21 protein-coding genes and 1 pseudogene are annotated in these 22,168 nt (G+C 65.7%); 9 read left to right on the top strand and 13 right to left on the bottom strand.

Translation table 11 applies throughout. The features are described 5' to 3' along the window. Positions 1-8: 8 nt before the first annotated feature. The 3 genes from G3N98_RS18720 to G3N98_RS18710 all read right to left on the bottom strand — a co-directional run bounded on the left by G3N98_RS18720 (position 9) and on the right by G3N98_RS18710 (position 3,208). Complete coding sequence (locus G3N98_RS18720; protein ID WP_039353368.1) at positions 9-731, bottom strand: ABC transporter permease subunit; 723 nt, start codon at positions 729-731, stop codon at positions 9-11. 92 nt (positions 732-823) lie between these two features. Continuing rightward, the gene (locus tag G3N98_RS18715) at positions 824-1,684 is read right to left on the bottom strand and encodes a transporter substrate-binding domain-containing protein (protein WP_039353370.1); all 861 of its coding nucleotides are present in this window, start codon (positions 1,682-1,684) and stop codon (positions 824-826) included. A 360-nt stretch (positions 1,685-2,044) separates the two neighbouring features. Continuing rightward, the gene (locus tag G3N98_RS18710; protein ID WP_206148876.1) at positions 2,045-3,208 is read right to left on the bottom strand and encodes a TIGR03364 family FAD-dependent oxidoreductase; all 1,164 of its coding nucleotides are present in this window, start codon (positions 3,206-3,208) and stop codon (positions 2,045-2,047) included. Between the two features lie 330 nt (positions 3,209-3,538). Between G3N98_RS18710 and G3N98_RS18705 the strand changes: the two are divergent. Then, positions 3,539-3,690 (top strand): annotated as a pseudogene (locus G3N98_RS18705) (porin); the annotation flags it as partial. A 93-nt stretch (positions 3,691-3,783) separates the two neighbouring features. Here the strand turns inward: G3N98_RS18705 and G3N98_RS18700 are convergent. Further along, the gene (locus G3N98_RS18700; protein WP_206148875.1) at positions 3,784-4,665 is read right to left on the bottom strand and encodes an endo alpha-1,4 polygalactosaminidase; all 882 of its coding nucleotides are present in this window, start codon (positions 4,663-4,665) and stop codon (positions 3,784-3,786) included. Between the two features lie 57 nt (positions 4,666-4,722). On the opposite strand from G3N98_RS18700, the gene G3N98_RS18695 reads away from it, so the two are divergent. Continuing rightward, complete coding sequence (locus G3N98_RS18695) at positions 4,723-4,980, top strand: hypothetical protein (protein WP_206148874.1); 258 nt, start codon at positions 4,723-4,725, stop codon at positions 4,978-4,980. A 229-nt stretch (positions 4,981-5,209) separates the two neighbouring features. Here G3N98_RS18695 and G3N98_RS18690 read toward each other — a convergent pair whose 3' ends face one another. Beyond that, on the bottom strand, positions 5,210-5,449 hold the full coding sequence (locus tag G3N98_RS18690; protein WP_206148883.1) for a hypothetical protein: 240 nt from the start codon (positions 5,447-5,449) through the stop codon (positions 5,210-5,212). A gap of 145 nt (positions 5,450-5,594) precedes the next feature. Here G3N98_RS18690 and G3N98_RS18685 point away from each other — a divergent pair, with 145 nt between their 5' ends. Then, positions 5,595-6,398: a hypothetical protein gene (locus G3N98_RS18685; RefSeq protein WP_241025967.1), complete on the top strand. Its 804-nt coding sequence runs from the start codon at positions 5,595-5,597 to the stop codon at positions 6,396-6,398. 56 nt (positions 6,399-6,454) lie between these two features. After that, the gene (locus G3N98_RS18680; RefSeq protein ID WP_089476713.1) at positions 6,455-7,456 is read left to right on the top strand and encodes a fatty acid desaturase; all 1,002 of its coding nucleotides are present in this window, start codon (positions 6,455-6,457) and stop codon (positions 7,454-7,456) included. A gap of 156 nt (positions 7,457-7,612) precedes the next feature. On the opposite strand, the gene G3N98_RS18675 is transcribed toward G3N98_RS18680, so the two are convergent. From G3N98_RS18675 to G3N98_RS18660, 4 genes are all read right to left on the bottom strand, one after another. Then, on the bottom strand, positions 7,613-8,605 hold the full coding sequence (locus tag G3N98_RS18675) for a chitinase (RefSeq protein WP_241025966.1): 993 nt from the start codon (positions 8,603-8,605) through the stop codon (positions 7,613-7,615). Between the two features lie 663 nt (positions 8,606-9,268). Beyond that, positions 9,269-9,979, bottom strand: a complete 711-nt coding sequence (locus G3N98_RS18670; RefSeq protein WP_241025965.1) for a lytic polysaccharide monooxygenase — start codon at positions 9,977-9,979, stop codon at positions 9,269-9,271. 479 nt (positions 9,980-10,458) lie between these two features. Continuing rightward, a complete protein-coding gene (locus G3N98_RS18665; protein WP_175238260.1) occupies positions 10,459-11,496 on the bottom strand; it encodes a LysR family transcriptional regulator in 1,038 nt (345 codons plus the stop codon). A gap of 80 nt (positions 11,497-11,576) precedes the next feature. Then, the gene (locus G3N98_RS18660) at positions 11,577-12,320 is read right to left on the bottom strand and encodes an SDR family oxidoreductase (protein WP_174971198.1); all 744 of its coding nucleotides are present in this window, start codon (positions 12,318-12,320) and stop codon (positions 11,577-11,579) included. A 205-nt stretch (positions 12,321-12,525) separates the two neighbouring features. Between G3N98_RS18660 and G3N98_RS18655 the strand changes: the two genes are divergently transcribed. From G3N98_RS18655 to G3N98_RS18635, 5 genes are all read left to right on the top strand, one after another. Further along, entirely contained in the window at positions 12,526-14,091 is a 1,566-nt protein-coding gene (locus tag G3N98_RS18655; protein WP_206148872.1) for a PLP-dependent aminotransferase family protein, read from the top strand. 301 nt (positions 14,092-14,392) lie between these two features. After that, on the top strand, positions 14,393-14,893 hold the full coding sequence (locus G3N98_RS18650) for an Ohr family peroxiredoxin (RefSeq protein ID WP_206148871.1): 501 nt from the start codon (positions 14,393-14,395) through the stop codon (positions 14,891-14,893). Positions 14,894-15,012: 119 nt separating this feature from the next. Continuing rightward, entirely contained in the window at positions 15,013-16,014 is a 1,002-nt protein-coding gene (locus G3N98_RS18645) for a bestrophin family ion channel (protein WP_206148870.1), read from the top strand. A 199-nt stretch (positions 16,015-16,213) separates the two neighbouring features. Continuing rightward, entirely contained in the window at positions 16,214-16,693 is a 480-nt protein-coding gene (locus G3N98_RS18640) for a carboxymuconolactone decarboxylase family protein (protein ID WP_124615745.1), read from the top strand. Positions 16,694-16,697: 4 nt separating this feature from the next. Next, a complete protein-coding gene (locus G3N98_RS18635) occupies positions 16,698-17,102 on the top strand; it encodes a cupin domain-containing protein (protein WP_089429382.1) in 405 nt (134 codons plus the stop codon). Positions 17,103-17,172: 70 nt separating this feature from the next. Here G3N98_RS18635 and G3N98_RS18630 read toward each other — a convergent pair whose 3' ends face one another. The 4 genes from G3N98_RS18630 to G3N98_RS18615 all read right to left on the bottom strand — a co-directional run bounded on the left by G3N98_RS18630 (position 17,173) and on the right by G3N98_RS18615 (position 22,132). Then, on the bottom strand, positions 17,173-18,057 hold the full coding sequence (locus G3N98_RS18630) for a GNAT family N-acetyltransferase (protein ID WP_241025964.1): 885 nt from the start codon (positions 18,055-18,057) through the stop codon (positions 17,173-17,175). 81 nt (positions 18,058-18,138) lie between these two features. Then, positions 18,139-19,326, bottom strand: coding sequence for a M20 aminoacylase family protein (locus G3N98_RS18625; RefSeq protein WP_206148868.1), 1,188 nt, complete (start codon positions 19,324-19,326; stop codon positions 18,139-18,141). A gap of 74 nt (positions 19,327-19,400) precedes the next feature. Continuing rightward, on the bottom strand, positions 19,401-20,858 hold the full coding sequence (locus G3N98_RS18620) for an aldehyde dehydrogenase family protein (protein ID WP_206148867.1): 1,458 nt from the start codon (positions 20,856-20,858) through the stop codon (positions 19,401-19,403). Further along, positions 20,855-22,132, bottom strand: a complete 1,278-nt coding sequence (locus G3N98_RS18615) for an FAD-binding oxidoreductase (RefSeq protein ID WP_206148866.1) — start codon at positions 22,130-22,132, stop codon at positions 20,855-20,857. The genes G3N98_RS18620 and G3N98_RS18615 overlap by 4 nt, the downstream gene beginning before the upstream one ends. Positions 22,133-22,168: the final 36 nt, after the last annotated feature.

The raw sequence follows: 22,168 nt of genomic DNA, 5'->3' as shown, positions 1-22,168 counted from the left end.
GCGCTCCGTCAGTTGCGTGCGAAGTTGCGGCGGAACGACCGGCCGACGATCGCTTCCGCCCGGTTGAACACGCGATTCGACAGCCCCGTCATGACCAGGTAGAGCGCGCCGCCCGCGACGAAGAACACGAAATACTGATGGGTCGAATTCGCCGCGATCTGGCTCGTGCGCAGCAGCTCGGCGAGCCCGGTGACCGAGATCAGCGCCGAATCCTTCAGGCTCAGCTGCCATACGTTGCCGATGCCGGGCAACGCGAAGCGCAGGACCTGCGGAATCAGGATGCGCCGCAGCACCATGCTGCGCGGCATGCCGATCGAGCGCGCCGCTTCGAGCTCGCCCTTCGATACCGCGAGCACGGCCGCGCGATACACCTCGGCCTGGTACGCACCGGAAATCATCCCCACCGCGAGCGCGCCGATCACGAACGGCGGCACGCCGATGAAGCCTTCCGCACCGAACCACTGGCCCACGGCCGTGACGAGCGTCGAGCCGCCGAAATAGAACAGGTAGATGACGAGCAGTTCGGGCACGCCGCGAAACACCGTCGTGTACAGGTCGCCGAGCAGGCGGGCGCTGCGATAGCGCGACAGCTTCGCGGCCGCGATGCCCGCGCCGATCACGGCGCCGACCGCGAGCGCGGCAAGCGTCAGCGCGACCGTCATCAGCGCGGCGAGCAGCAGCACGCCGCCCCAGCCTTCGGTTCCGAAGCCCAGCATTTCAAGGATCGCCATGCGTGCCTCCCGGCAAGCGTTGATAGGATCGGCAGGATGCGCGCCGCCGCGCTCAGCTCATGCCGCTTGCGCGGCGGCGGCCGGACGTGCGCTTACGGGGTGACGTCGGTCTTGAACCACTTGTCGGCGAGCTTCTTCACGGTACCGTCCGCGAGTGCGGCGCCGATCGCCGTATCGAACTTCGTCTTCAGGTCGGCATCCTGCTTGCGGAACGCGAGCCCTTCGCCCGGCCCCCAGATCGGGCCGCCGAGCTTCGGGCCCGCGAGCACGATCGATGCGGTGTCCTTCTTCGTGTTGTTCGCCGCGTAGTACGTGACGTCGTCGAACGACGCGTCGATGCGGCCGGCGACGAGGTCGAGATCGCGCTCGGGCGAGGTCTTGTACACGCGGATCGACGCGATGTCCTTGAAACTGTCGTTGATGAACTTCGTGTAGACGGTGCCCGACTGGATGCCGATCGTCTTGCCCTTCAGCTGCTTGCGCAGCGCGTCGACGGTCGATTTGTCGGCATTCGCGTCGCCCGACAGCTTGACGATCGGCGCGCCCGGCGCCGCCTTCGGCAGGATCTTCGTATCGGTGACGGCGAACGTCGCGGGCGTCGCGGCATAAGGACGCGAGAACAGCAGGATCTTCTCGCGCTCCGGCGTGATCGAGATCGCATCCATCAGGACATCGAACTTGCCCGCCTGCAGCCCCGGGATCATCCCGTCCCAGTCCTGCGCGACCATGTTGCACTGCACCTTGATCCGCTCGCACACGTTGGCGAGCAGTTCGGGCTCGAAGCCGCCGAGCTTGCCGCCCGGCAGCGTGAGGTTCCACGGCGCGTAGCCGCCTTCGAGCGCCACCGTCACCGTCTTCCATTCCTTCGCCTGCACCGGCGCGGAAAGCGTGGCCGCTGCCGCTGCGATGATGCCGATCGTCCTGACTGCCCACTTGATGCGCTTGCCGTTCACGAGATTTCTCCTTGTGTTGAAGATCGTCATCCCTTCGGTCATGCAAGCGGCCTCAGGAATTTGTCTATACAAGCATGCAAGAAGAAAAAACGAGCGACAAGCGTTGATCAAAAAAAACCGGGAAAACGCGGGAAATCCCCTAATTCCGGGGCTCTGACGTGCCTCGCGGTGGTGATTCCCGGCACGAACATGGTGCATTTCATCTGATCTTTCGATCAGGATGACTAGACAAATTCGTGATTCGAATGTTTCGCTAAACACACTAAAACATCCGGCGAATCGTGCCGTCATGCCGGCAGGCGCATCGCTCGCAAAAGCATCCCGGGAACCCGGCGACTGCGCGACGCGCAGGCCCGGCCCTCACCACGCGGCAAACACGTCCTGCGCGATCCCGAAGCCCGTGCTCATCCCGGCGCCGCTCGTCACGACGACGACGCGCGTGCCGTCGTCCGGCGCCTCGATCACGCAATCGGCATCGGCGGCCGACGGATAGCTGCCGGTCCAGCGTTCGACGATGTCCAGCGCCGGCGCATCGAGCGTCTCGTGCAGCAGGCGCAGGATCTGCGCGTCGATCTCCTGCGTCGCGAACGGCAGCGGTGCGGCGCCGTATTCATGCGAATCGCCCACCACGAGACTGCCGTCGGCGCTCTGCACCGCGATCAGGTGGATGCCGTAACCGAGGCACACGGGTTCCTCCGCCTTCAGGCGCGTGCGCAATGCGTCGGCGGCGGGCAGCGCCGCGAAACCCGCGTAACGCAGCAGGCTCAGGTCGCTCATCACCGCGGCGCGCAGCGCCAGCGAGCGACGCGGCCGCACGCGCAGCATCTGCAACTGGCACAGCCGCACCGCGTGCCGCGCAAACCAGTCGCCGACCAAGTGACGGCTGTCCGCATTGCCGCAGACGATCACGCGCTCCGCGTGCAACACGCCGCGCGACGTACGCACGGTCGGCGTGCGCACCTCGTGCACCATCTCGCCGTAGCGAAACCGCACATCGAAACGTTCCGCCAGCCAGGACGCGAGCAACGGGATCGCCGTACGCGGCTCGATGCGCAGTTCATGCGGGCTGTGCAGCACGCCCTGTGCGCCGTCCAGCCGCAGTTCCGGCGCGACGGCCTTTGCCTCGCCGGGCATCATGACGCGGCAGCCGTCCGCCATGCCGGTCTGCATGAACGCGTCGATCAGATGCATCGCCTCGGGGCGACGCGCAATCAGGTGGAGGCCCTTGTGAAGCACGTCGATGCCGGCTTGCGGCGCGACGTCCGCCCAGACCTCGCGGCTCGCCCGCGCACGCCGCCAGCTGTGTTCGGCGTGCTGCCCGGTGACGGTGACGAAGCCGAAATTGCGGATCGACGCACCCACGCATGCGGCATCACGTTCGATCACGCAGACGCGCAGCCCCTTGCGTGCCGCCGTATAAGCATGGGCGAGGCCGACGATGCCGGCCCCGACGATGACCACGTCATATGAGTCTGCCGCTGCGATGGCGTTCACGATTGCACGTTCCTTCTGTCGAGGTAACACGCGCTGCCTGTTCGGGGCGCGCGTATCGGTTGCTGCTGGCCGCATCCCATGGACGTATTCCCGCGTGCGACGCGAACCGGCAAGCTCGCTTCGTTCGTTCCCGGGGCTGGCGCGCGATCCCGCACTATCGCGACGCGAGATGACATCCGAATGAAAAACCACAAAACAGCATTAATTGGCCAATTTTGCCACTTAACGACGCGACGGAAGTTCGCGTCGGCCCGTCGGCTCGCCGCCTGGATATGCGCTGTCGTCACGTCGAGTGAATCTGCTGTGGGAATACGGATGGCATGCTGCCAATCCCTGACGGAATTGCCGCGCGTTCGCCACCTATCAGGCCTCGGCCATGCGTGCAGAAGGCAAGCGGCAACGTCGACGCGAAGTACCACCAGGTGTCGCTGGGCGCCGACTATGCGCTGTCGAAGCGCACCGATCTCCATCTGATCGGCGCGTACCAGCATGCGAGCGGCCAGCAGCAGGTCGTGAACGCAAGCGGGCAGTTGGTCACGCAGGATGCACGGGCGCTTGACGATGCCGGACGGAGACGATCGTGCGCCCCGTCGTCGTCGCGCCGCTCACTCGAACCGGCAGGCCGCGCGCGGCAGCGCCGCCAGCGTATCGCTCGACAGTTTCAGAATGCCGTCGAAATTGGCCTGGTTGTCTGCCGGACAGAAAGCCGCGAGCGTCATGCCGTCCGGGCGCGTGTACTCGACATTGAACACGGCCTTGTTCAGCGCGATGAAGCTCGCGTAGTCGCCGCACTCGTGGAACCTGTTGCATTGCTCGTTGAGCGCCCAGTCGGCCACTTTCGCCATCGCGGCAGCGATACCCGTGCCGTTCTTGAGGCCCATCGACATCCCGCGATCGTGCGCGGCGGCGATCAGCGCCGTGTTGTACCGCAGCTGATCGTCACGCGTCAGCGGAAAACCGGTTTCCTGGCGATAGCTGTCGTCGAGGTCCGGCTCGATGCCGTCGCAGCCCTTTTTCTTCGCCTGGTCGAGCCGCGCCAGCATCAACGGCATCAGGATCGCGGTCTGGCGAATGTCCAGCCAGCGTTCGTGATCCTCGTATCCTTCGACGGGGTTGCCGAGCACGCTGTCCGGAAACTTGCCGGCGTCGCCACGGGTGTCCTCGCGCCCGCCCACCTCCATGTAGCAGACGACATAGATGCCCTTCGCCTTCAGGCGCTGGATCGTGCCGGCATCGGTCAGCTCCATGTCGACGTCGAACATCTTGCGCGGGTTGTTCACGCCGTCCAGCACCGTCTCGTTGATCCGGTTGCCGTCGATCTGCCATTGCCAGCTCGTGCCGGGCACGAGCGGTTTCCACGCGGCGGCTTGCGAGGCGCGCACGGAGGTGGCCGCGAATGCGCTGCCGGGCGCGGACGAATCGGAGTCGCCTCCGCACGCCGCGACCAGCAGCATCAGCACGAATGAAGCGAACGATCTTGCGGACATGGCGAATCCTTTGCCTGTTGGGCGGCTTGTCAGGATGCGAGGGTGCGAGGGAGACACGTGCAGCGGAATGCGGGCGATGCAGCTGCCGATACTGCGGTGGCGCGCGAATGCGCGAGGTACGTGCGGATGGTAGGCGCGAACACTGCGCCCATCTGTTCCGATTTGTCGATTTTTGTGGGCATGGTGGGGCGCCGGCAAGCCGTCAACCTCGTGATGGTCGAGAACCGCCGACGCGCGGCGGCCGCAGCCGGCGAAATCGGCGTTTTTACATTGAACACCGCTAACGCATCAAAAGCAAAAATAAAACGCCTTTGATTTCCAGAACCAGAAATGGAACCGATGTCACGATATTTTTATTGACAGCATTTCAACCACCCCAATGAATTATTCAATTCCTTAAGGCAATTATTGAATGCCACCTTCCTCTCTTCAATCCATTTTCATGGCGACACAACCCTCCTCCCCGAGACCCGCCACACAAGCCGATATCAGCCATTCATTTCATGACATCGCGCTCGTTTTCGACAACCATCAACCTCATCATTCAAATGAAATCAACAATGAATAAATCGATTGAATTTGTTTGACAATCAAACGTAAGGATAATTAAAGTCGTCGCCGACGATGCGCGGGTCGCCTCTCGATTCGCGCAATCCCCCAACATCACCAGGGCAAGCAAGGCGATGAATTCAATTTTTGGCAGCACCGCGGGCGGAAACAGCGTCGAGCCCAACGGCGCCCGCCACCAGCCACTCCGGATACGCCGCGGAACGGTGTCGGACACATCGGGAATCTGCGCGCTGTTCGAACGGGAATACGGCGACTCGTCGCACCCCTGTCTCGATGCGGGCTACGTGAGGCGCGCCGTCTCGAACAAATCGGAGCTGTGGTTTGTCGCCGAAGAGGAGACGCAAGCCACGATCGGTTGCATGAGCGTCAGCTACAACGCGCAGAATCGCTCGTGGGAATACGGCCGCGCGATGATTTCCCGGCACCATCGTCATCTGGGTGTCCTGTCGGCGCTGATGCAATCCGCGATCGACACGCTGCCGGCCGCGGATCACGACCTGGCCTTCGCGATTGCCCGCACCGATATCGCGCTGCGTGCGTTGCTGCGTCATCTCGATGGCGTCGTGGTCGGACACGACGGGTCACCCGACAGCGCGCATGGCGTGCGTGAACATCACGTCATCGCGCTCGAGAAATTCCGCTCGCCAAGCTTCAGGCATTGCCTGCCGCGCTCCCCGATCTTCCGCGAATCCGACGTTCTGCGCGGCGCGATCTTCGAGCCGCTCGGTGTCGCCGGGACGCCGGCACCGTATCCCGATACCTGTTTCTGGGGGCATGGGCACGAGTGCTCGGACGCCTTCACGTTTCGGGTCGACGAGCGGGCCGATGCGATCTATCTCTGCCAGCATGCAGGCGGCCCGTTCATGACCGAGCGCGACGTCACGGCCGACCTGCTGCGTTTCCTGAAACGGCGCGGCACGGCGGCCTATGTCGGCGCGATCGTGCTCGCCGACAAGCTGACGCTGGTCAAGGCGATGCTCGACGCCGGCTTCCGGATCACGGCCTATTTGCCGGCGTGGCACTGGAGCCGCGGCGCGCGCTACGACTGCCTGCTGCTCGCCCGGCGGGACAACGGCTTCGCGAGCAAGAACGGACTCGATGCACACATCGACGTGCTCGATGCAGCCTACCGCGAGATCGGCCAACGCATCCTGTCCACCTGAGATCCGCGCCGGCCACGCGCCGCGCCCCCCATCAATCCACTCATTCGAGGTAGCACATGACCCAAGACGAATGGCGCTCGGTCAAGGCGACATTGCCGAACGGACCCACCGGACACCTGACGCTCGCGCTCTGGCTCGCCGATGTCGCATTGCTTGCCGCTGCGTGGGTGCTCTGGCTCGCCGGCGGGCCCGCACGCATCGCCGCGCTCGTCCTCGCCACGCTCGCGCTGATTCACCTCTATCTGATCTTGCACGAGGCACTGCACGGCGCCGCATCGCGTTCGCGCGCGTGCAACGAGGCGATCGGCCATCTCTGCGGATGGATCATCGGGTTGCCGTACCTGCCGCGGCGCAGATCGCATCTGGGCCATCACGCGTGGACCGCGCACCCGACACGGGATCCGGAGAATCGCAAGATGATCCAGAAGTTTTCCGTGATGACGGAACGCGGCGCGCGTACGCTCGAATTCATCTGGCGGCACTGGATCCCGATGATGGCGTTCAATCATTTCCTCAGCCACTGGATCGCACCGTTCCTGCACCGCGATACGCCTGCGCATCGCGCGAAATCGAATACCGAGATCGCATTCAGCGCGCTCTACCTGGCCGGTTATGCGGCGGTCGGCGCGCTGGCGTATCGTGCGGGCGTGCTCGGCAGCCTCATCGCGTTCTCGACGATCCTGTGGATCGTGTTGCTGATGGCCGTCGAATTGCTCAACCTTCCGCATCACGCCGAGATCCCGCTGCTGGCCGACGACGCGGCACGCCCGCCGCTCTGGGAGCAGGACGTGGTGTCGCACAGCTGCGCCAACGTTCCCCTCTGGTCACGCTGGGTGATCCTGAATTTCAACCTTCACGTCGCCCATCATGCGTACCCGTGGTTGCCGTGGTACGACCTGCCTCGCGCACAACGGCTGCTCGATGCCGTCTCGACGGCCGAGGCGCCGCGCCAGACCCACGAGTGGGCGTTCGCCGTGACCAAGCGACGCCGGCCGCTGCTCGAACTGATGGGGCACTTCTTCGACAAGCGTGGCGCGTCGTCCCAGGGCGGACGCTGACGCTGCGCCCTGGCGAGCGCATCCATCGAGTGCCGCCGGCACGGCCCTCGACAACGGCGATGCCTCCGGCTCCCGGTCGCGCAAATCGGAGACCATGCGAAACGTCGTCGCAATCATACGGGCGACCCGCACGGTCTCCTCCTTGCCCGGCTTCGTTCATTTACCGGGCGCCAGGCGGTTGGCAAACCGGTTCGTATAACCGAGCGTACCGACACCGCCGATCGAATTGCACGTCGACGATGCGGCGCCGGGCGGACAATCGACGTCACGGTCGAACGACCAGAAGTGGACACCCGCGAGACCGTTCTGTTTCACGAACTGCGCCACGGTGTCCGCGTCCGCCGGCGTAAAGGTTTCGCCGACCACATCGTTGCCGCCGATCATCGGCGTCAGCTCGATCTGGCTGTACGGGACGCCCCAGTGATCGTGCAGGTTCATCGCCGCCTGGATCGCCGACTGTCCCATCTGGCAGGTGCCGTTCGCGACCACGCAGTTCCCCGCGCTAGCCGACCCGTAGTCCATCGTCATCAGGTCGATGGTGTAGTTCTTCAGGCCGGCCGCCTGAATCGCCTGCATGACCCAGTCGCCGTACACGTTGAAGCTGTCGGGGGCGCTGGCGCCCCACGAGCTGGCCGTGCTCGCGCCCTGCTGGGAAGGCGCCAGCGTCGCGAGCGTAAAGCTGAAGCGCAGGCCGGGATATTTCCGCTGGGCGACGGCCACGCGCTGGACGAGATCGTTGATCACCTGTTGCGTCTGCCCGCCCTCGATATCGAAATCGATGCCGATCAGGTTGCTCGATGCATAACGATCGATGAAGGCCGCCATGCCCGCATCCGTCCCGCACGTGAACATGCCGGCCGCGCCGCCGGTGGAAATCACGTAATTCACGTTGGCCGCGGTGAAGAGCGGCACATTGGCAGCCGCCATCGCGCCGCCGTCGACGCCCGCCCAGTTCTCGCTACCGCATTCACCGGTCGCGAACGCGAGCGTCAGCGTGCGGACACCGGTTGGCAGCACCGACAGCACCGGGCTCAGCTGACCCGTGACGTTCGTCGAGATGACGTTCGTGTTCCAGTTCATCGAAATCGTCGCGTCCTTGTACGGGCTATAGACGAATGCCGGCGCCGTGCCGGTACCCGATGTACCCAAGGCACCCGCCGCGGCAGCGCCGGCGCCGAAAAACGACCCTGCCAGCAGAAGCGCCAGCGCGCCCCTCAAGGTCGATCGCTTCATGAATCCGGTTGGGTTGCTCTTCATTTTCATGCCCTCAATTCCGATCTGGTTCATGGTTTCCCCTTTTCGATTGACAAAGCTCCGCCCAGGTCGAATTCAAAAGAAATCAACCTTACAAATTGCCACTTGAAGACAAATTCCGATATTGATTCCGTCTTTATCTCAACGACGGAAAACAATTCGACGGCCGATGTAGTGATCCTTCAATCCAGCGCCGGCACTTCGATTTGTTATACTACATAATCATCAGGCATCAACCCTGGAATCGATTATTTCCATCAATATCGAAACCCGAAATATTCACGTGATCGCACCGCCATATTGCAATTGTCGCGATTCGATAATTCAAACGGATAGCTCGCAGCCATCCGACTGATTGTTCAAATCGACGAAATTCAGGCGATGCGATCCGGCCGTAAGACGGCGTCGCGCGGGTGGGCGGAGAGGCAATGATGGGGCTGCTTCGGCAAGCCGGGCTGGAGACTGCCCGGTCGGCGGGCGAGCGCATCGGCGCTCCTGAGCGGCGCTCTTCCATTCATGACGCCCGGCCATCGCCGGGCGCGCCATGTCGCAGCCGTATCAGAACGGGCTGCGGGTCGTATCGCCGTTGGTGAATGTCGCGTCGACGACCTGATAGAACGCCATCGCCGTATCCGCGACTTCCCAGACCGCCAGGATGACGTGGTAACCGCTACGCACCGGCAACCGGCATTGGTGAATGGTCGGCTGCTGCGGCACCAGGTTCGCGTTCGGATCCCAGTAAGGCTGGCCGGGATTCTGGATCGTGCAGAACGGCGTGGGCTCGAACTGCGCGCGCGTCAGCTTTTCCGACGGGTTCCAGTCGGCGCGTGTAATGAAGTAGTTCCAGCGACGCGTCTTGTGCACGGCGCTGAATTCCCATTTGGAATTCTGCAACGCGCCCGGCCGCAGCGGGATCTTCTGCCAGCGGCTCGGCGACTGCTCGTTCAGCACGGGCAGCGGGCCATTGGTGCTGGCGCCGGCGATTTCGCCGTCCGGCGGCGGTGCGGCATTCTTCGCGTCGGCCGGCGCGAACGGATCGGACAAGCCGCTTTGCGTCGCGGGGAAGAACTTGCCGTTCTCCATCGCGTTCGCATGCCACGCGTCGACGTGACAGTTCGGATTCTGCCCCTGCGTGCACAGCACGATACGCGAAGGCGGTTCGGTCAAACGGCCGTGCGCGTGAGCACCGGCCGCCGCGACCAGCAGTGCCACGCCCGTCAACGCGCATGGCACCACGGAAGCAACGTATCTGCGGATGATCTTGTTCATGAGCCCTCATGACATCGATGTCGGAACGGATATGCGCGTGTCGGGCCTGCCGCAGGATCCCCGGCAGGGGTTCCTGTCGACACGGCGTCGCGCACACTGATCGGCAAAAGCGGCAACCCGATGAATCCGCGGCACGCGATGATGAATCGCCGCGTTTTCTGACAAATCACTTTCACCGAACCGAACCTTATCCGCAAAAAACCTGAAAAATAAACGTTCCGTATTGATCGTTTTTTAATTTTAATCAAACGCCTGATTCGTTTTTAATTTAAGCCGGTTTTTTCTCGGCTTTAATTGCGCGATATTGAATAAACCGCCAATTCATTAAAACACTGTTATCGATCATTCGGCAGGCGGCCTTACGCACTCGACTTGCCCTGCGTGGTTCGTCGTTGCTTCGACCGATGAAAAAGTCGTGGCCAGTGGAAGATGTCCATGGAAGCCGGCGGACCGCCCGCTTCCCCCAAGCCCCGTATTCTTCAAGCAGCCAATCCCGTCGACGAAGCAACCGTGAGATCCCGGTTGAACTGCGTCATGCAGTTCAGGTCGAGCGCGCGAATCTGCTCGGTCATGAAATCGACGAAGATCCGGATGCGCGTCGGCAGGTGTTGCCGGCTCAGATAGCAGATGTAGTGGCCGCGATCTTCCGGCACATGCTTCGCCAGCGCGACGACGAGCGCCTTCGATGCGAGATGGTCGCGGATCTGGTAGCCCGCCAACTGTGCAATGCCCGCTCCGTTCAGCACCGCGCGCAATACCAGGTCCGCGTCGTTGAACGTGAGGCGCGAGGTCGGCAGGTACTTCCGCGGGCGGCCGTCGACATTGAACTCCCATTCGAACAGGCGTCCGCTCGCGAACCTGAAATTGATGCACGCGTGCCGGTCGAGATCTTCCAGGCTCTGCGGAAGCCCGTGCGCCGCCACGTACGACGGCGCCGCGCAGAGCGCCATCTGCATCGGAATCAATTGGCGCGCGATGATGCTGGAATCCTCGATGCGCCCGTTGCGGAACGACACGTCGATCCGCTCGGACACCAGGTCGATCGGCCGATCGTCGAGCAGCAGGTCGATGTCGATGTCCGGGTACGCGTCCGTGAATTTGGCCAGCAGCGGCGCCACGATCTTCCTGCCGAAGCCCACGGCCGAGCTGATGCGAATGAGGCCGCGCGGCGGCCCCTGCCGCAACTCGAGCATGTCGTTCATGGCTTCCACGATCTGCGCCACGCCCTGATGGCAGTTCTCGTAGAAGCGCCGGCCCTCGCACGTCAGTTCGGTCGTGCGCGTGGTTCGCTGGAACAACCGCGTGCTCAGTTGCGCCTCGAGCTTCTGGACGTTCCGGCTCACGGCCGGCCGCCCGACGCCGAGCCGTTCGGCGGCCTTGGTGAAGCTGCCCTCGCTCGCCACGGCAACGAATGCCAGGATGCCCGCATAACTCGCGCCAAAGCTCGCCGACAGGGCATTGGCGCGACCGGCCAGGTCGCGCCGCACGCCGTACTCCGATGGTTCCGAATGATTCATTTTCCGCTGCCCCCATGCCAATCATCCCGATTGCCCGCGATCCGCGGGCGCCTGCGAACCGTCACACGTGCGAGCGCGAATCAGCCTCGCGCCAGCCACGCGTCGAGGCCGATGCGGCCGAGTCGCGCATTCCCGAGCGGCACCAGCGAGGTTTCCTCGACGCGGCCGCCGTAGTAGCGGGCTTCGCGGTCGGTCACCACCGCGCGCGGATCGCCGACCGATTTCAGGTAGCGCGCGACGATCTCCGCGAACGGCGCGCGATCCGGGCCCGCGATCTCGACCGTGCCGTTCTGCGGCCCGCCGAGCGCGATCTGCGCGACGAGCGCCGACACGTCTTCCGCGGCGATCGGCTGGAACAGGCCGTCGCCGATGCGGACCGTGCCGTCCTGCGTGCTGAAGTCCGCGATGCCGCCGATGAATTCCATGAATTGCGTCGCGCGCACGATCGTGTACGGCACGCCCGCCGCTTCGATCGCCTGCTCCTGCGCGACCTTGGCCAGGAAATAGCCGTTCTCCGGCATCCGGTCGCAGCCGACGATCGACAGCGCGACGTGATGGCGCACGCCCGCGGCCACTTCGGCCTTGCCGAGATTGCGTGCCGCCGTGCGGAAGAAGTCCAGTACCGCCTGCGGCTCCCACGACGGCGCGTTCGCGACGTCCACCACGACATCCGCGTCCGTCAATGCTTCGGCCAGGCCCTCTCCCGTGACGGTATTGACGCCGGTGCTCGGCGAGGCGGCCAGCGCCTGATGACCCGCTTCGGCGAGCAACGTGACGACACGTGAGCCGATCAGGCCCGAACCACCGATGACAACGATTTTCATCGCACAATCTCCTGACGATTGGATGTGACGGGAATGCGACCGGGCATGACGGGTGCCGGAGCCGGAGAAGACGGCCATGTCCGTCGCAACGCGTGACGCAATTGTGGAAGAATCATGTCCTATCCATCAGTGCCAAGAATCGGCGATCGGACTAGTCCAAGCTGGATCCGATCCTGTCCCTGCATGCGTTACCTGAGAAGCCGCGATGTCTGAGCCCACTCTTCCGCTGACCATCGAAATCGACCGGCAGCACCAGTTGCCGCTCTATCTGCAGATTTGCGAGCGGTTCCGGGCCGCGATCGCCGCCGGCCACCTGCGCCCCGGCGACCGCGTACCCGCGCTGCGCGGCCTGGCGACGCAACTGAACACGGCGCGCGGCACCGTCGAACAGGCCTACACGATCCTGGTCGACGAGGGCTATCTGCAGATGCGCGGCGCGGCAGGCACGTTCGTCTCACCGTCCTTGCCGATCTCGCTGACCCGGGCGTCGCCGCCGCGCACCGGTACCCCGCCGAACCGGCCCGGCGAACCGGCGGCCCCGCCGCGGGCGTCGACGCCGGCCCCTTCGACCCCTTTGGCCCAGTCAGCCCCGTCGATCCCGCCCGCCGACCTCCAGCCGCCGCGGCGCCCGCAGCCGATCGCCGTCGCGCTGAGCGGCGAGCCGAGCCCGCTGCAACCCGGGCTACCGGCGCTCGATGCGTTTCCGCGCAAGGTCTGGCACCGGCTCGTGTCGCTGCGCGCACGCAGCGGCGAACGCGCGCTGCTCGGCTATCCGAATCCGGCCGGCTACCGGCCGCTGCGCGAACACATCGCCACCTATCTGACGCTGTCGCGCGGCGTGACCTGCGTGCCGGACCAGGTCTTCGTCACCGGCGGCTACCGCGCCACGCTGGAACTGATGCTGCGCAGCCTCGCACGGGCGAACGACCGCGTGTGGTTCGAGGATCCCGGCTATCTGCTCGCCCGCGGCTTCCTGTCCGAGACCGGCGTGCAGCTCGTCCCCGTGCCGGTGGACGACGAAGGGATCGACGTCGCGCGCGGCATGCAGCTGGATCCGCAAGCCCGCTTCGCGCTGGTGACGCCGTCGCATCAGAGCCCGCTCGGGCATACGCTGTCGCTGTCCCGCCGCATCGCGCTGCTGGACTGGGCCGCCAGGACGTCGGGGTGGATCGTCGAGGACGACTACGACAGCGAGTTTCGTTATCTCGGCCGTCCGCTGCCGGCGCTGAAGAGCCTTGACCGACGCGATCACGTGATCTATTGCAGCACCTTCAGCAAGGCGATGTATCCCGGCTTGCGGCTCGCCTACGCGGTCGTGCCCGAGCGCGCGGTGGAGCGCGTCGAGCGCGTCGCATGCAGCATGAATGCCGGTTCGCCGCCCCTCCTGCAGGCCGCCCTCGCCGACTTCATCGAGCAGGGGCACTTCGCGCGGCACCTGAAGCGGATGCGCGCGCTGTACGGCGAGCGCCGCATGCTGATCGTGCACGCGCTGCGGCAGGCGTTCGGCGAGCGGCTGATCGTCGAATTGCCGGCGGGCGGCATCCAGTTCGCTGTGCAGTTCACCGACGGGCCCGACGGACCGGTCGACGACGTCGCCGTCGCTGCCCGCGCGCGCGTCGCCGGCCTGGCGGTCCTGCCGCTGTCGATCTGGTATACGAACAGCCACACGCGGCAAACGCCGCGCGGCCTCGTCATCGGGTTCGCGAACATCGTCGACGCGGACGAAGCGCAGCGTCACGCGCGAACGCTGCGCGCCTGCCTGGACCGCTGACGCGCGGCGCGCAACGGCCGGGCATCGCGTCACGATCCCGATTGGTGCCCGAAGGGAAACATTGAATCGCCCGGGACGGCCATACCGTGGCCGATCGTGCTCCTCTAGCATGGAGGCGTCTTTTCCCGGAGACCCGCCAGGGATCGCACCGCACCGGAAGATCGCCGCAACGCTCGTGCGATCGTTCGCGCCACGCGTGCCTGGCGACGCTATCTGCCCGGGGCCGCGCCGCCCCGTTCGCCCCACGCTTCGACACACGACTGACCGGGAATCGAAGCGGCGCTGAACTCGAGCACGCATCATGGACGACAAGAAGCTCCAGGCCCCCCCGCTTTCCCTCCTCGACCGGTATCGGGGCCACGCGTTTCAGCCGCTCTATACGACGAGCGTCACCGTGACCGGCGGCGAGACGGGACACGGCCGCGCGTCGGGCGTCGTCCGCTCCGACGACGGCAGCCTTGCCCTCGAGCTGCGCCTGCCCGCCGGACTCGGCGGCCCGGGCGGCGGCACCAATCCCGAACAGCTGCTCGCCGCCGGCTACGCCGCGTGCTTTCACGGCGCGCTGAACCTGCTCGAACAACGCGCCGGCACGGCGCCGGTCGAGACCGTCGTGGAGGTGCGGGTTGCGTTCGGCCGTGATCCGATGGACGGCGGTCATGCGTTGATCTTCGAGGTTCGCGTCCGGATGCCCGGCGTCGAGCGCAGCATCGCCGAAGAGCGGGTGCGCGCCGCGGAGCGCCTGTGCCCGTACGCCAAGATGGCCAGGCAAGGCGCCGTCAATCTCGTGACCGTCGTCGACTGACCCGACGTGCGTCGTGCGGCGCCGCCCGGCCCGCCGCCTGCCTTCGCCGCCGTCGCCTCGTGCGTGGCCGCCCCGCTGCGCGTTTCGCGACACGCCGAGTCCTCGATGAGGCCAAAGACATGCATCTCGGAAAATCCTACAAGCTGGCGGAATTCCTGATCTGGACGCGCTGGAAAGTGTACGAGCTCCTCGCTTTCGGGACCCTCCCGGTCGTCCTGTACACGTTCTTTTCGGTCAGATGGCTGTCGATCCCGCTGACGATCGTGGCGCTGCTCGGCACCGCGACGTCGTTCATCGTCGGCTTCAAGAATGTCCAGACGTACAACCGCGCCGCGGACGCGCTGGACATCTGGATCGGTATCCTGAGCAAAAGCCGTCGCTGGGGGCAGGTCGTGCAGGACTTCGTCGGCGACGAAGAGATCGCGCGAACCCTCGTCCATCGCCACCTTGCGTGGCTCACCGCGCTGCGCTACGACTTGCGCCGCCCGCGCGTCTGGGAAAGCACGAACAAGCGCTACAACGCGGAGTACCGCCGGTTCTATCGCGTGCCGGAGTGGGAACAGGACATCCGGGAACTGCTCCCGGCGTACCTGTCACCGTCCGAAGCGGCACAGGCGTGCGCGTCCGCGTCGATCGCGACGTTCGTGCTGAGCCTGCAACGCCGCACGCTCGCGATGCTGCACACGGCCGGCCGCCTCGATACGAGCTTCTACATGGACCTGCACAAGACGATCGGGGATTTCACCGATCTCCAGTCGCGCGCGGAGCGTTTCAAGAATTTCCCGTATCCGCGCCAGTACGCGACCGTCAGCTCGCTGTTCGTCCGATTCTTCTGCCTGTCCTTGCCGTTCGGTCTGCTGAACGAGTTCAACCGGCTGAACGACGGCGTGAGCGGTTTCATGCACGGCTACATGGTCTGGCTGGTGGTGCCGTGCAGTGTCGCGGTGTCGTGGATGTACACCTCGCTCGACCAGGTCGGCGAGAGCACCGAGAACCCGTTCGAGGGCGGCGCGAACGACGTGCCCATTTCGACGCTGTGCGGCACGATCGAACGCGATCTCAGGGCGATGCTCGGGGAACACGCGGGCGCGCCGTGCGGCGACACGATCATCGCGCTGTAGCGAACCGTGCGCGTTCCCGCCGCGGTTGAGATCGACCGCGCCCCCGACATGGATTGGTGCCGAAGCGGCAACAGAATGCGCACCTGCCGGGCACTACTGGCCCGCGAGGCCCGCGATTACGATGCTGTCAGGCAGGCCGTGCGTGGGGCGCCACATGCAGGGCCGGCAGTCGCGATTCCACATTTCAGGAGAACCGATCATGACGCAACGTATCAACTACTTCCAGCAATCGCCGGAGCTGACCAAGAAGCTCGTCGAACTCGACGGGCTGTTTCAGAAGACGACGATCGAGACGCCGATCCGCGAGCTCGTCGAGATTCGCGCGTCGCAGCTCAACGGCTGCGCGTTCTGCGTCGACATGCACACCAAGATGGCAAAGATCCACGGCGAGCGCGAACTGCGCCTCTATCACGTCGCGATCTGGCGCGAGTCGACGCTGTTCTCGCCGCGCGAGCGCGCCGCGCTCGCCTGGACCGAAGCGCTGACGCAGATCCCGTCGCACGGCGTGCCCGACGAGCTCTACGAACGCGTGCGGGGCCACTATTCCGAGAAGGAACTGTCGGATCTCACCTTCCTCGTGGGCGCCATCAACTGCTGGAACCGGCTGAACGTCGCCTTCCGCGTCGTGCCCGGCTCGTTCGACAAGATGTTCGGGCTCGACAAGGCCAACCTGGAGTAACGACATGAAACGCCTCATGCTCGCGCTTGCACCGCTCGCGCTGTCGCTCCTGGCCCCCGTTCAGCCGGCCGCCGCCGCCCCGCACGCCACGGTGACGCAACTGACCACGGAGCCGTTGCCCGAGTATCCGGGCAAGGAAGTGGAAATGATCGTCGTGGACTATCCGCCCGGCGCCGTCGATCCCGTGCATCGCCACGATGCTCACGCCTTCGTCTACGTGCTCGACGGCAGCATCGTGATGGGCCTGAACGGCGGGAAGACGGTCACGCTCCATGCCGGCGACACGTACCACGAAGGACCGGACGACGTGCACACGGTCGGACGAAACGCCAGCAGCACGAAGCCGGCGAAATTCGTCGTGATGCTGCTCAAGAACAAGGGCGCGCCGGTTCTTACCCCGGTGAAGTAAAGCGATCGCCGCCTGGGCCCGGCAACGCCGGGCCGGGCGCGCGAGGCAATCCCGCGGGCGTCGCCGCGGGCTACAACATCGCCTGGCTGACGAGCGCGTACTGTCCGCAGGCCGGATCGGCCGGCCCTTCGTGCGCTGCGGCGGGCGCGTTGCGCACCATCTTCGAACACGTATCGACCCGCGCCAAGCCCTGTTCGGCCAGCCAGTCCGGCAGACGGGTCCCGTCCGGCACGTCGATGCGGACGAATTCGCCTTCCCGTTGCGTCAGCCAATGACTGACGAGCGCCTTCGCATACGCATCGTCGCTTGCGCGCGGCGCGGCCACCGGGCCGATCACGTCGCCGCGCCCGAAGCGCCGCAGCACCGAGAATCCGACCACCTCGCCAGCGCGTTCGAGCACGACGCTTTCACCGCGCTGGAACAGCGCCGACATCAACTCATCGCGCTGGAGGCCGGACGCGCACGCGTCCAGCTCGACGAGGCGCGGCCAGTCGGCCGGCGTTCCGGCGCGCAGCTGCACGCCTTCGGGCAGGACCACGTCGGCCGGCCGCACCACGTTCCCCTGATACTGGCCCAGCGAGCCGCACACGTTGAAACCCAGCTTCTCGTACAGCGGCCGACCGGCCGGCGTCGCATGCAGGAACGTGACGCGCGGCCCCAATTCGTCGATGAGCCGCTCCATCAGCTTGCGGCCGATGCCTCGCCCCTGATGCGCGTCGGACACGATCACATGCCCGATCGCGGCGCGATCGGCACCGTACTTCCAGCACATCGCCGTGCCGATCACCACGCCGTTTTCCTCGGCCGCGAACGCGGTCGACGTATCCGCGGAAAACTGCCAGTCTTCCGCCCTGAACGGCCAGCGAAGCGCGACGGTAAGCGCATGGGCCGCGGGGACGTCCGCGGCAGTGAAGCGCCGGTAGCGAAGCGCCGGCATCGTGTCGGAATCCTTCATATCATTTTCCTGTTTCATCAAGCCATTCTTATAAAAGTGTCGTCGCGCGCCACGGCCCGACTTCAATGCCGGCTTCGCGCATCATCGCGATCGCGTGAAGTAATGCTGTGCCAACGCGACCCAATAGCGGACGCCGGCCGGAATGATCTCGTCGTTGAAGTCGTATTTCGGGTGATGCAGCGCCGGTGCGCTCGCGCCGTCCTGCGCGTTGCCGATCAGCACGTAAGCGCCCGGCCGCTCCTCCAGCATGAAGCCGAAGTCCTCGGACGTCATGTTCGGCGGCACGTCGCGGGCCAAGCGCGCGTCGCCGAACGTGTCGCGAATCACCGCTTCGCACAGCGCCGTCTCGGCCGGCGTGTTGACCGTCGCCGGGTAATACTGGAAAAACTCCACGTCGACCTGCGCGCCATAGGCACTCGCCAGCGCCTCGCACGCGAGCCGCACGTCGCGCTGCAGCTTCTGCTGCAACGCCGACGACAACGTGCGGATCGTGCCGCGCAGCTCGGCGGTGTCCGGAATCACGTTGTCCGTCGTGCCCGCATGGAACATGCAGACGGAGATGACTGCAGGATCCACCGGATCCTTGTGCCGCGCGGCGATGGTCTGACATTGCAGCACCATCGAGCATGCTAGCGGCACCGGATCGATGCCCAGGTGCGGCTGCGCCGCGTGCGCGCCCTTGCCCGTCACCGTGATCCTGAAGCGCGAGCCGGCCGCCATGATCGGCCCGGTGCGCAACCCGAAATGGCCGGCCGGCAGCCCGGGCCAGTTGTGCATGCCGAATACCGCCTCCGTCGGGAACTGGTCGAACAGCCCGTCGTCGATCATCCTGCGCGCGCCCGCGCCGCCCTCTTCGCCCGGCTGAAACACGAAATGGACGCTGCCGGGCAACTGCGGCAGTTCCTTCAGCACGCGTGCGGCACCGAGCAGCATCACCGTGTGGCCGTCATGGCCGCACGCGTGCATGATCCCGTGCGTGCACGATGCATGCGCGAAGTCGTTGGCTTCGTGGATCGGCAACGCGTCCAGATCGGCGCGCAGCACGATGCCGCGGCGCGGATCCGCGCCGGGCAGGCTCGCGACGACGCCCGTGCCGCCCAGCCCGCGCGATACCGCATAGCCGAGCGCTTCGAGCTCGCTCGCGACGACATCGGCCGTCCGGTGTTCCTCGAATCGCAACTCGGGATGCGCATGCAGGTCGCGGCGCAGCTTCGCCCAGTGCGCGTGATGCGCTTGCAGCAACGGGTCGGGAATGACAGGGTTATCCAATTCCAATTTCGGCACCTTCGGAAAGTAGCGGGCTTCCAACTGTACTGCCGGCGCGATCGCGCGCGGCGGCCGGGTCAGTCGTAAAAGCCGACGATCGACTTGATCTCCATATACTCCTCCATCCCTTCGATCCCGTACTCGCGGCCGTTGCCCGACTGCTTGTATCCGCCGAACGGCGCCTGGGGATCCCATGCCGGGTAGTTCAGATGTACTTGCCCTGCGCGGATACGCGCGGCCACCGCACGGGCCTGCGCCTTGTCGGTGCCCTGCACGTGCGCGCCGAGCCCGTAGACCGTGTCGTTCGCGATCGCGATCGCTTCTTCCACGGTGTCGTAAGGCAGGATCGCGAGCACCGGGCCGAAGATCTCCTGCTGCGCGATCGTCATGTCGGTGCGCACGTCGGAGAAAATCGTCGGCCGCGCGTAAAAGCCGCGCTCGAGCCCCGCGGGCCGGCCGGGGCCGCCGGCGATCAGCTTCGCGCGTTCGTCGATGCCCGCGTCGATCATCTGCGCGACTCGCCCGAACTGCGCGCGGTTGGCAAGCGGCCCATGCGTCGTGGCCTCGTCGAACGGATCACCGACGACCAGCGTGCGCGCTGCTGCCGCGGCCAGCTCCTCGACCGCGCCGAGCACGGCGCGCGGCACGATCATGCGGGTCGGCGCGCTGCACGACTGCCCCATGTTGCGGAACGCGGCGGCCACGCCCGGCGCGATCGCGCGCGACAGGTCCGCATCCGGCAACACGACGTTCGGCGATTTGCCGCCCAGCTCCTGCGCGACCCGCTTGACGGTCGGCGCCGCCGCCTGCGCGACCAGCACGCCGGCACGCGTCGATCCGGTGATCGACACCATGTCGACCTCCGGGTGCGACGACAGCGCGGCGCCGACCGTGTCGCCGCTGCCGCTCACGAGATTGAATACGCCGGCAGGCACGCCCGCATCGGCGATCACTTCCGCGAACAGCAGCGCGCTGAGCGGCGACAGCTCGCTCGGCTTCAGCACCACCGTACAGCCTGCCGCGAGCGCCGGCCCGACCTTCGCGGTGATCTGGTAGATCGGCCAGTTCCACGGCGTGATCAGCGCGCATACGCCGATCGGCTCGCGCACGACCGCGGTCGTGCCGCGTTGCCTGACGAACGCGTAGTTCGCCAGGTTGTCGCGCGCGACGCGGATATGTTCGGCCGCGAGCGGGACGTGCGCGCCGCGGGCATAGCCGATCGGCGCGCCCATTTCCAGCGCGAGCGCCGTGGCGAACAGTTCGGCACGCTCCAGCATCAGCGCATGCACACGGTCGAGCAACGCGGCGCGTTCCCGCGGTGAAGTCGCGGACCAGCGCTCGAACGCGCGGCGCGCGGCCTGCACCGCGCGGTCGGCGTCGCGTGCGCTGCCGAGCGGGATCTCGCCCAGCGTGTCTTCGGTGGACGGGCTGACGACCGCGAACCGGTCACTGCCGTCGGGCAACACCCAGTCGCCGTCGATAAAGAAGCGATCGAGCCTGCCGGCTTGCATCAGGTGAACAACAGGGGAATTCATTGGAGCGTGTCCTTGAGTCGATACCAGGCGCCGACGAACGGCAGGAACCACGGTTTGCCGAAATGCCCGGGAATAGCCGGCCAGTCGAAGCCTTGCCACGGATTGAGGTCGGCGCGTCCGTCCATGATCTCGGCCATCAACGTGCCCATCAGCGTGGCCATGTGCGTGCCGTGGCCGCTATAGCCCATCGAGTAGTAAACGCCGTCGCGCTCGCCCGCGCGCGGCAGCCGGTTGGCCGTCATGTCGACCATCCCGCCCCAGCAATAGTCGATGCGCACGCGGGCCAGCTCGGGAAACACGGCGGCGAGTTGATCCCGCAGGATCGCCCCGCTCTTTTCGTCCGAGCGCGGGTTCGACGTGGCGAACCGCGCGCGCCCGCCGAACAGCAGACGGCCGTCGGGCGTCGTGCGGAAGAAGTTGACGAAGTTCTTCGTGTCGGTGGCCATCCGGCGCGTCGGCAGCAAGCGATCGAGCAACTCGCGCGGCAACGGCTCGGTGACGATAATGAAGGCGCCCACCGGCACGACCCTGCGGCGAATCCAGCCGAACGGCCCGACGTGCGAAATGCCGCTTGCGAGCAGCACCTGACGCGCACGGATCTCGCCGAGCGGTGTTTGCACCGCGTACGCGCCGCCCGCTTGCCGCTTAAGGCCCAGCACCGGCGCCTGCTCGACGATGTGCGCGCCGCGCGCCTGGGCGGCGCGCGCCAGGCCGTGCACATATCGGCCGACATGCATTCCCGCGCTCTTGCCGAACAGCAGCCCGCCGTGATAACGATCCGAGCCGATCTCGTCGCGCAGTTCGGCCTTCGTCACGAGGCGCGTGTCGGGGTCCACGCTCGCCGCGAGCAATGCGTGGCTACGCGCGAGCTTGTCGTAATGCTCGGGCTTCGCCGCGAGCTTCAGCTTGCCGGTGCGGGCGAAATTGCAATCGATCGACTCTTCCTTGACGAGCCGCTCGACCGTGTCGACGCCCGCGTCGAACGCGAGATAGAGCCGGTTCGCCAGTTCCGTGCCGAGGCGCTGCGACAGCGACGCGTAATCCTGCGCGAAGCCGTTGTTGCACATGCCGCCGTTGCGTCCCGATGCCGCCTGGCCGACGGTGCCCGCCTCGCAGACGACCACGCGCGCGCCCTTCTTGGCCAGCGCCAGCGCGGCGGCCGAACCGGTGATCCCGCCGCCCACCACCACGACGTCGCAACTGCCGTCGGACAATTCCGGCGAGTGGCTCACGAATGGCTCCGACGTATCGAGCCAGTACGAACTGAAACGCATCAGGCACTCCCAAGCTGTCGCATCGCACTGCCGGGC

The sequence above is a fragment of the Burkholderia sp. Tr-20390 genome, from assembly GCF_017104595.1.
Taxonomy (GTDB): domain Bacteria; phylum Pseudomonadota; class Gammaproteobacteria; order Burkholderiales; family Burkholderiaceae; genus Burkholderia.
The sequence above is the reverse complement of the archived record's forward strand: the minus strand, read 5'-3'. Positions and strand labels throughout refer to the sequence as shown.

Excerpts from the sequence above, each read along its gene's own strand:
- G3N98_RS18645 (WP_206148870.1), top strand. The coding sequence starts at position 15,013 with ATGCATCTCGGAAAATCCTACAAGCTGGCGGAATTCCTGATCTGGACG.
- G3N98_RS18720 (WP_039353368.1), bottom strand. The coding sequence starts at position 731 with ATGGCGATCCTTGAAATGCTGGGCTTCGGAACCGAAGGCTGGGGCGGC.
- G3N98_RS18630 (WP_241025964.1), bottom strand. The coding sequence starts at position 18,057 with ATGAAGGATTCCGACACGATGCCGGCGCTTCGCTACCGGCGCTTCACT.
- G3N98_RS18635 (WP_089429382.1), top strand. The coding sequence starts at position 16,698 with ATGAAACGCCTCATGCTCGCGCTTGCACCGCTCGCGCTGTCGCTCCTG.
- G3N98_RS18620 (WP_206148867.1), bottom strand. The coding sequence starts at position 20,858 with ATGAATTCCCCTGTTGTTCACCTGATGCAAGCCGGCAGGCTCGATCGC.
- G3N98_RS18655 (WP_206148872.1), top strand. The coding sequence starts at position 12,526 with ATGTCTGAGCCCACTCTTCCGCTGACCATCGAAATCGACCGGCAGCAC.
- G3N98_RS18685 (WP_241025967.1), top strand. The coding sequence starts at position 5,595 with ATGAGCGTCAGCTACAACGCGCAGAATCGCTCGTGGGAATACGGCCGC.
- G3N98_RS18665 (WP_175238260.1), bottom strand. The coding sequence starts at position 11,496 with ATGAATCATTCGGAACCATCGGAGTACGGCGTGCGGCGCGACCTGGCC.
- G3N98_RS18615 (WP_206148866.1), bottom strand. The coding sequence starts at position 22,132 with ATGCGTTTCAGTTCGTACTGGCTCGATACGTCGGAGCCATTCGTGAGC.
- G3N98_RS18650 (WP_206148871.1), top strand. The coding sequence starts at position 14,393 with ATGGACGACAAGAAGCTCCAGGCCCCCCCGCTTTCCCTCCTCGACCGG.
- G3N98_RS18700 (WP_206148875.1), bottom strand. The coding sequence starts at position 4,665 with ATGTCCGCAAGATCGTTCGCTTCATTCGTGCTGATGCTGCTGGTCGCG.
- G3N98_RS18660 (WP_174971198.1), bottom strand. The coding sequence starts at position 12,320 with ATGAAAATCGTTGTCATCGGTGGTTCGGGCCTGATCGGCTCACGTGTC.
- G3N98_RS18640 (WP_124615745.1), top strand. The coding sequence starts at position 16,214 with ATGACGCAACGTATCAACTACTTCCAGCAATCGCCGGAGCTGACCAAG.
- G3N98_RS18670 (WP_241025965.1), bottom strand. The coding sequence starts at position 9,979 with ATGAACAAGATCATCCGCAGATACGTTGCTTCCGTGGTGCCATGCGCG.
- G3N98_RS18680 (WP_089476713.1), top strand. The coding sequence starts at position 6,455 with ATGACCCAAGACGAATGGCGCTCGGTCAAGGCGACATTGCCGAACGGA.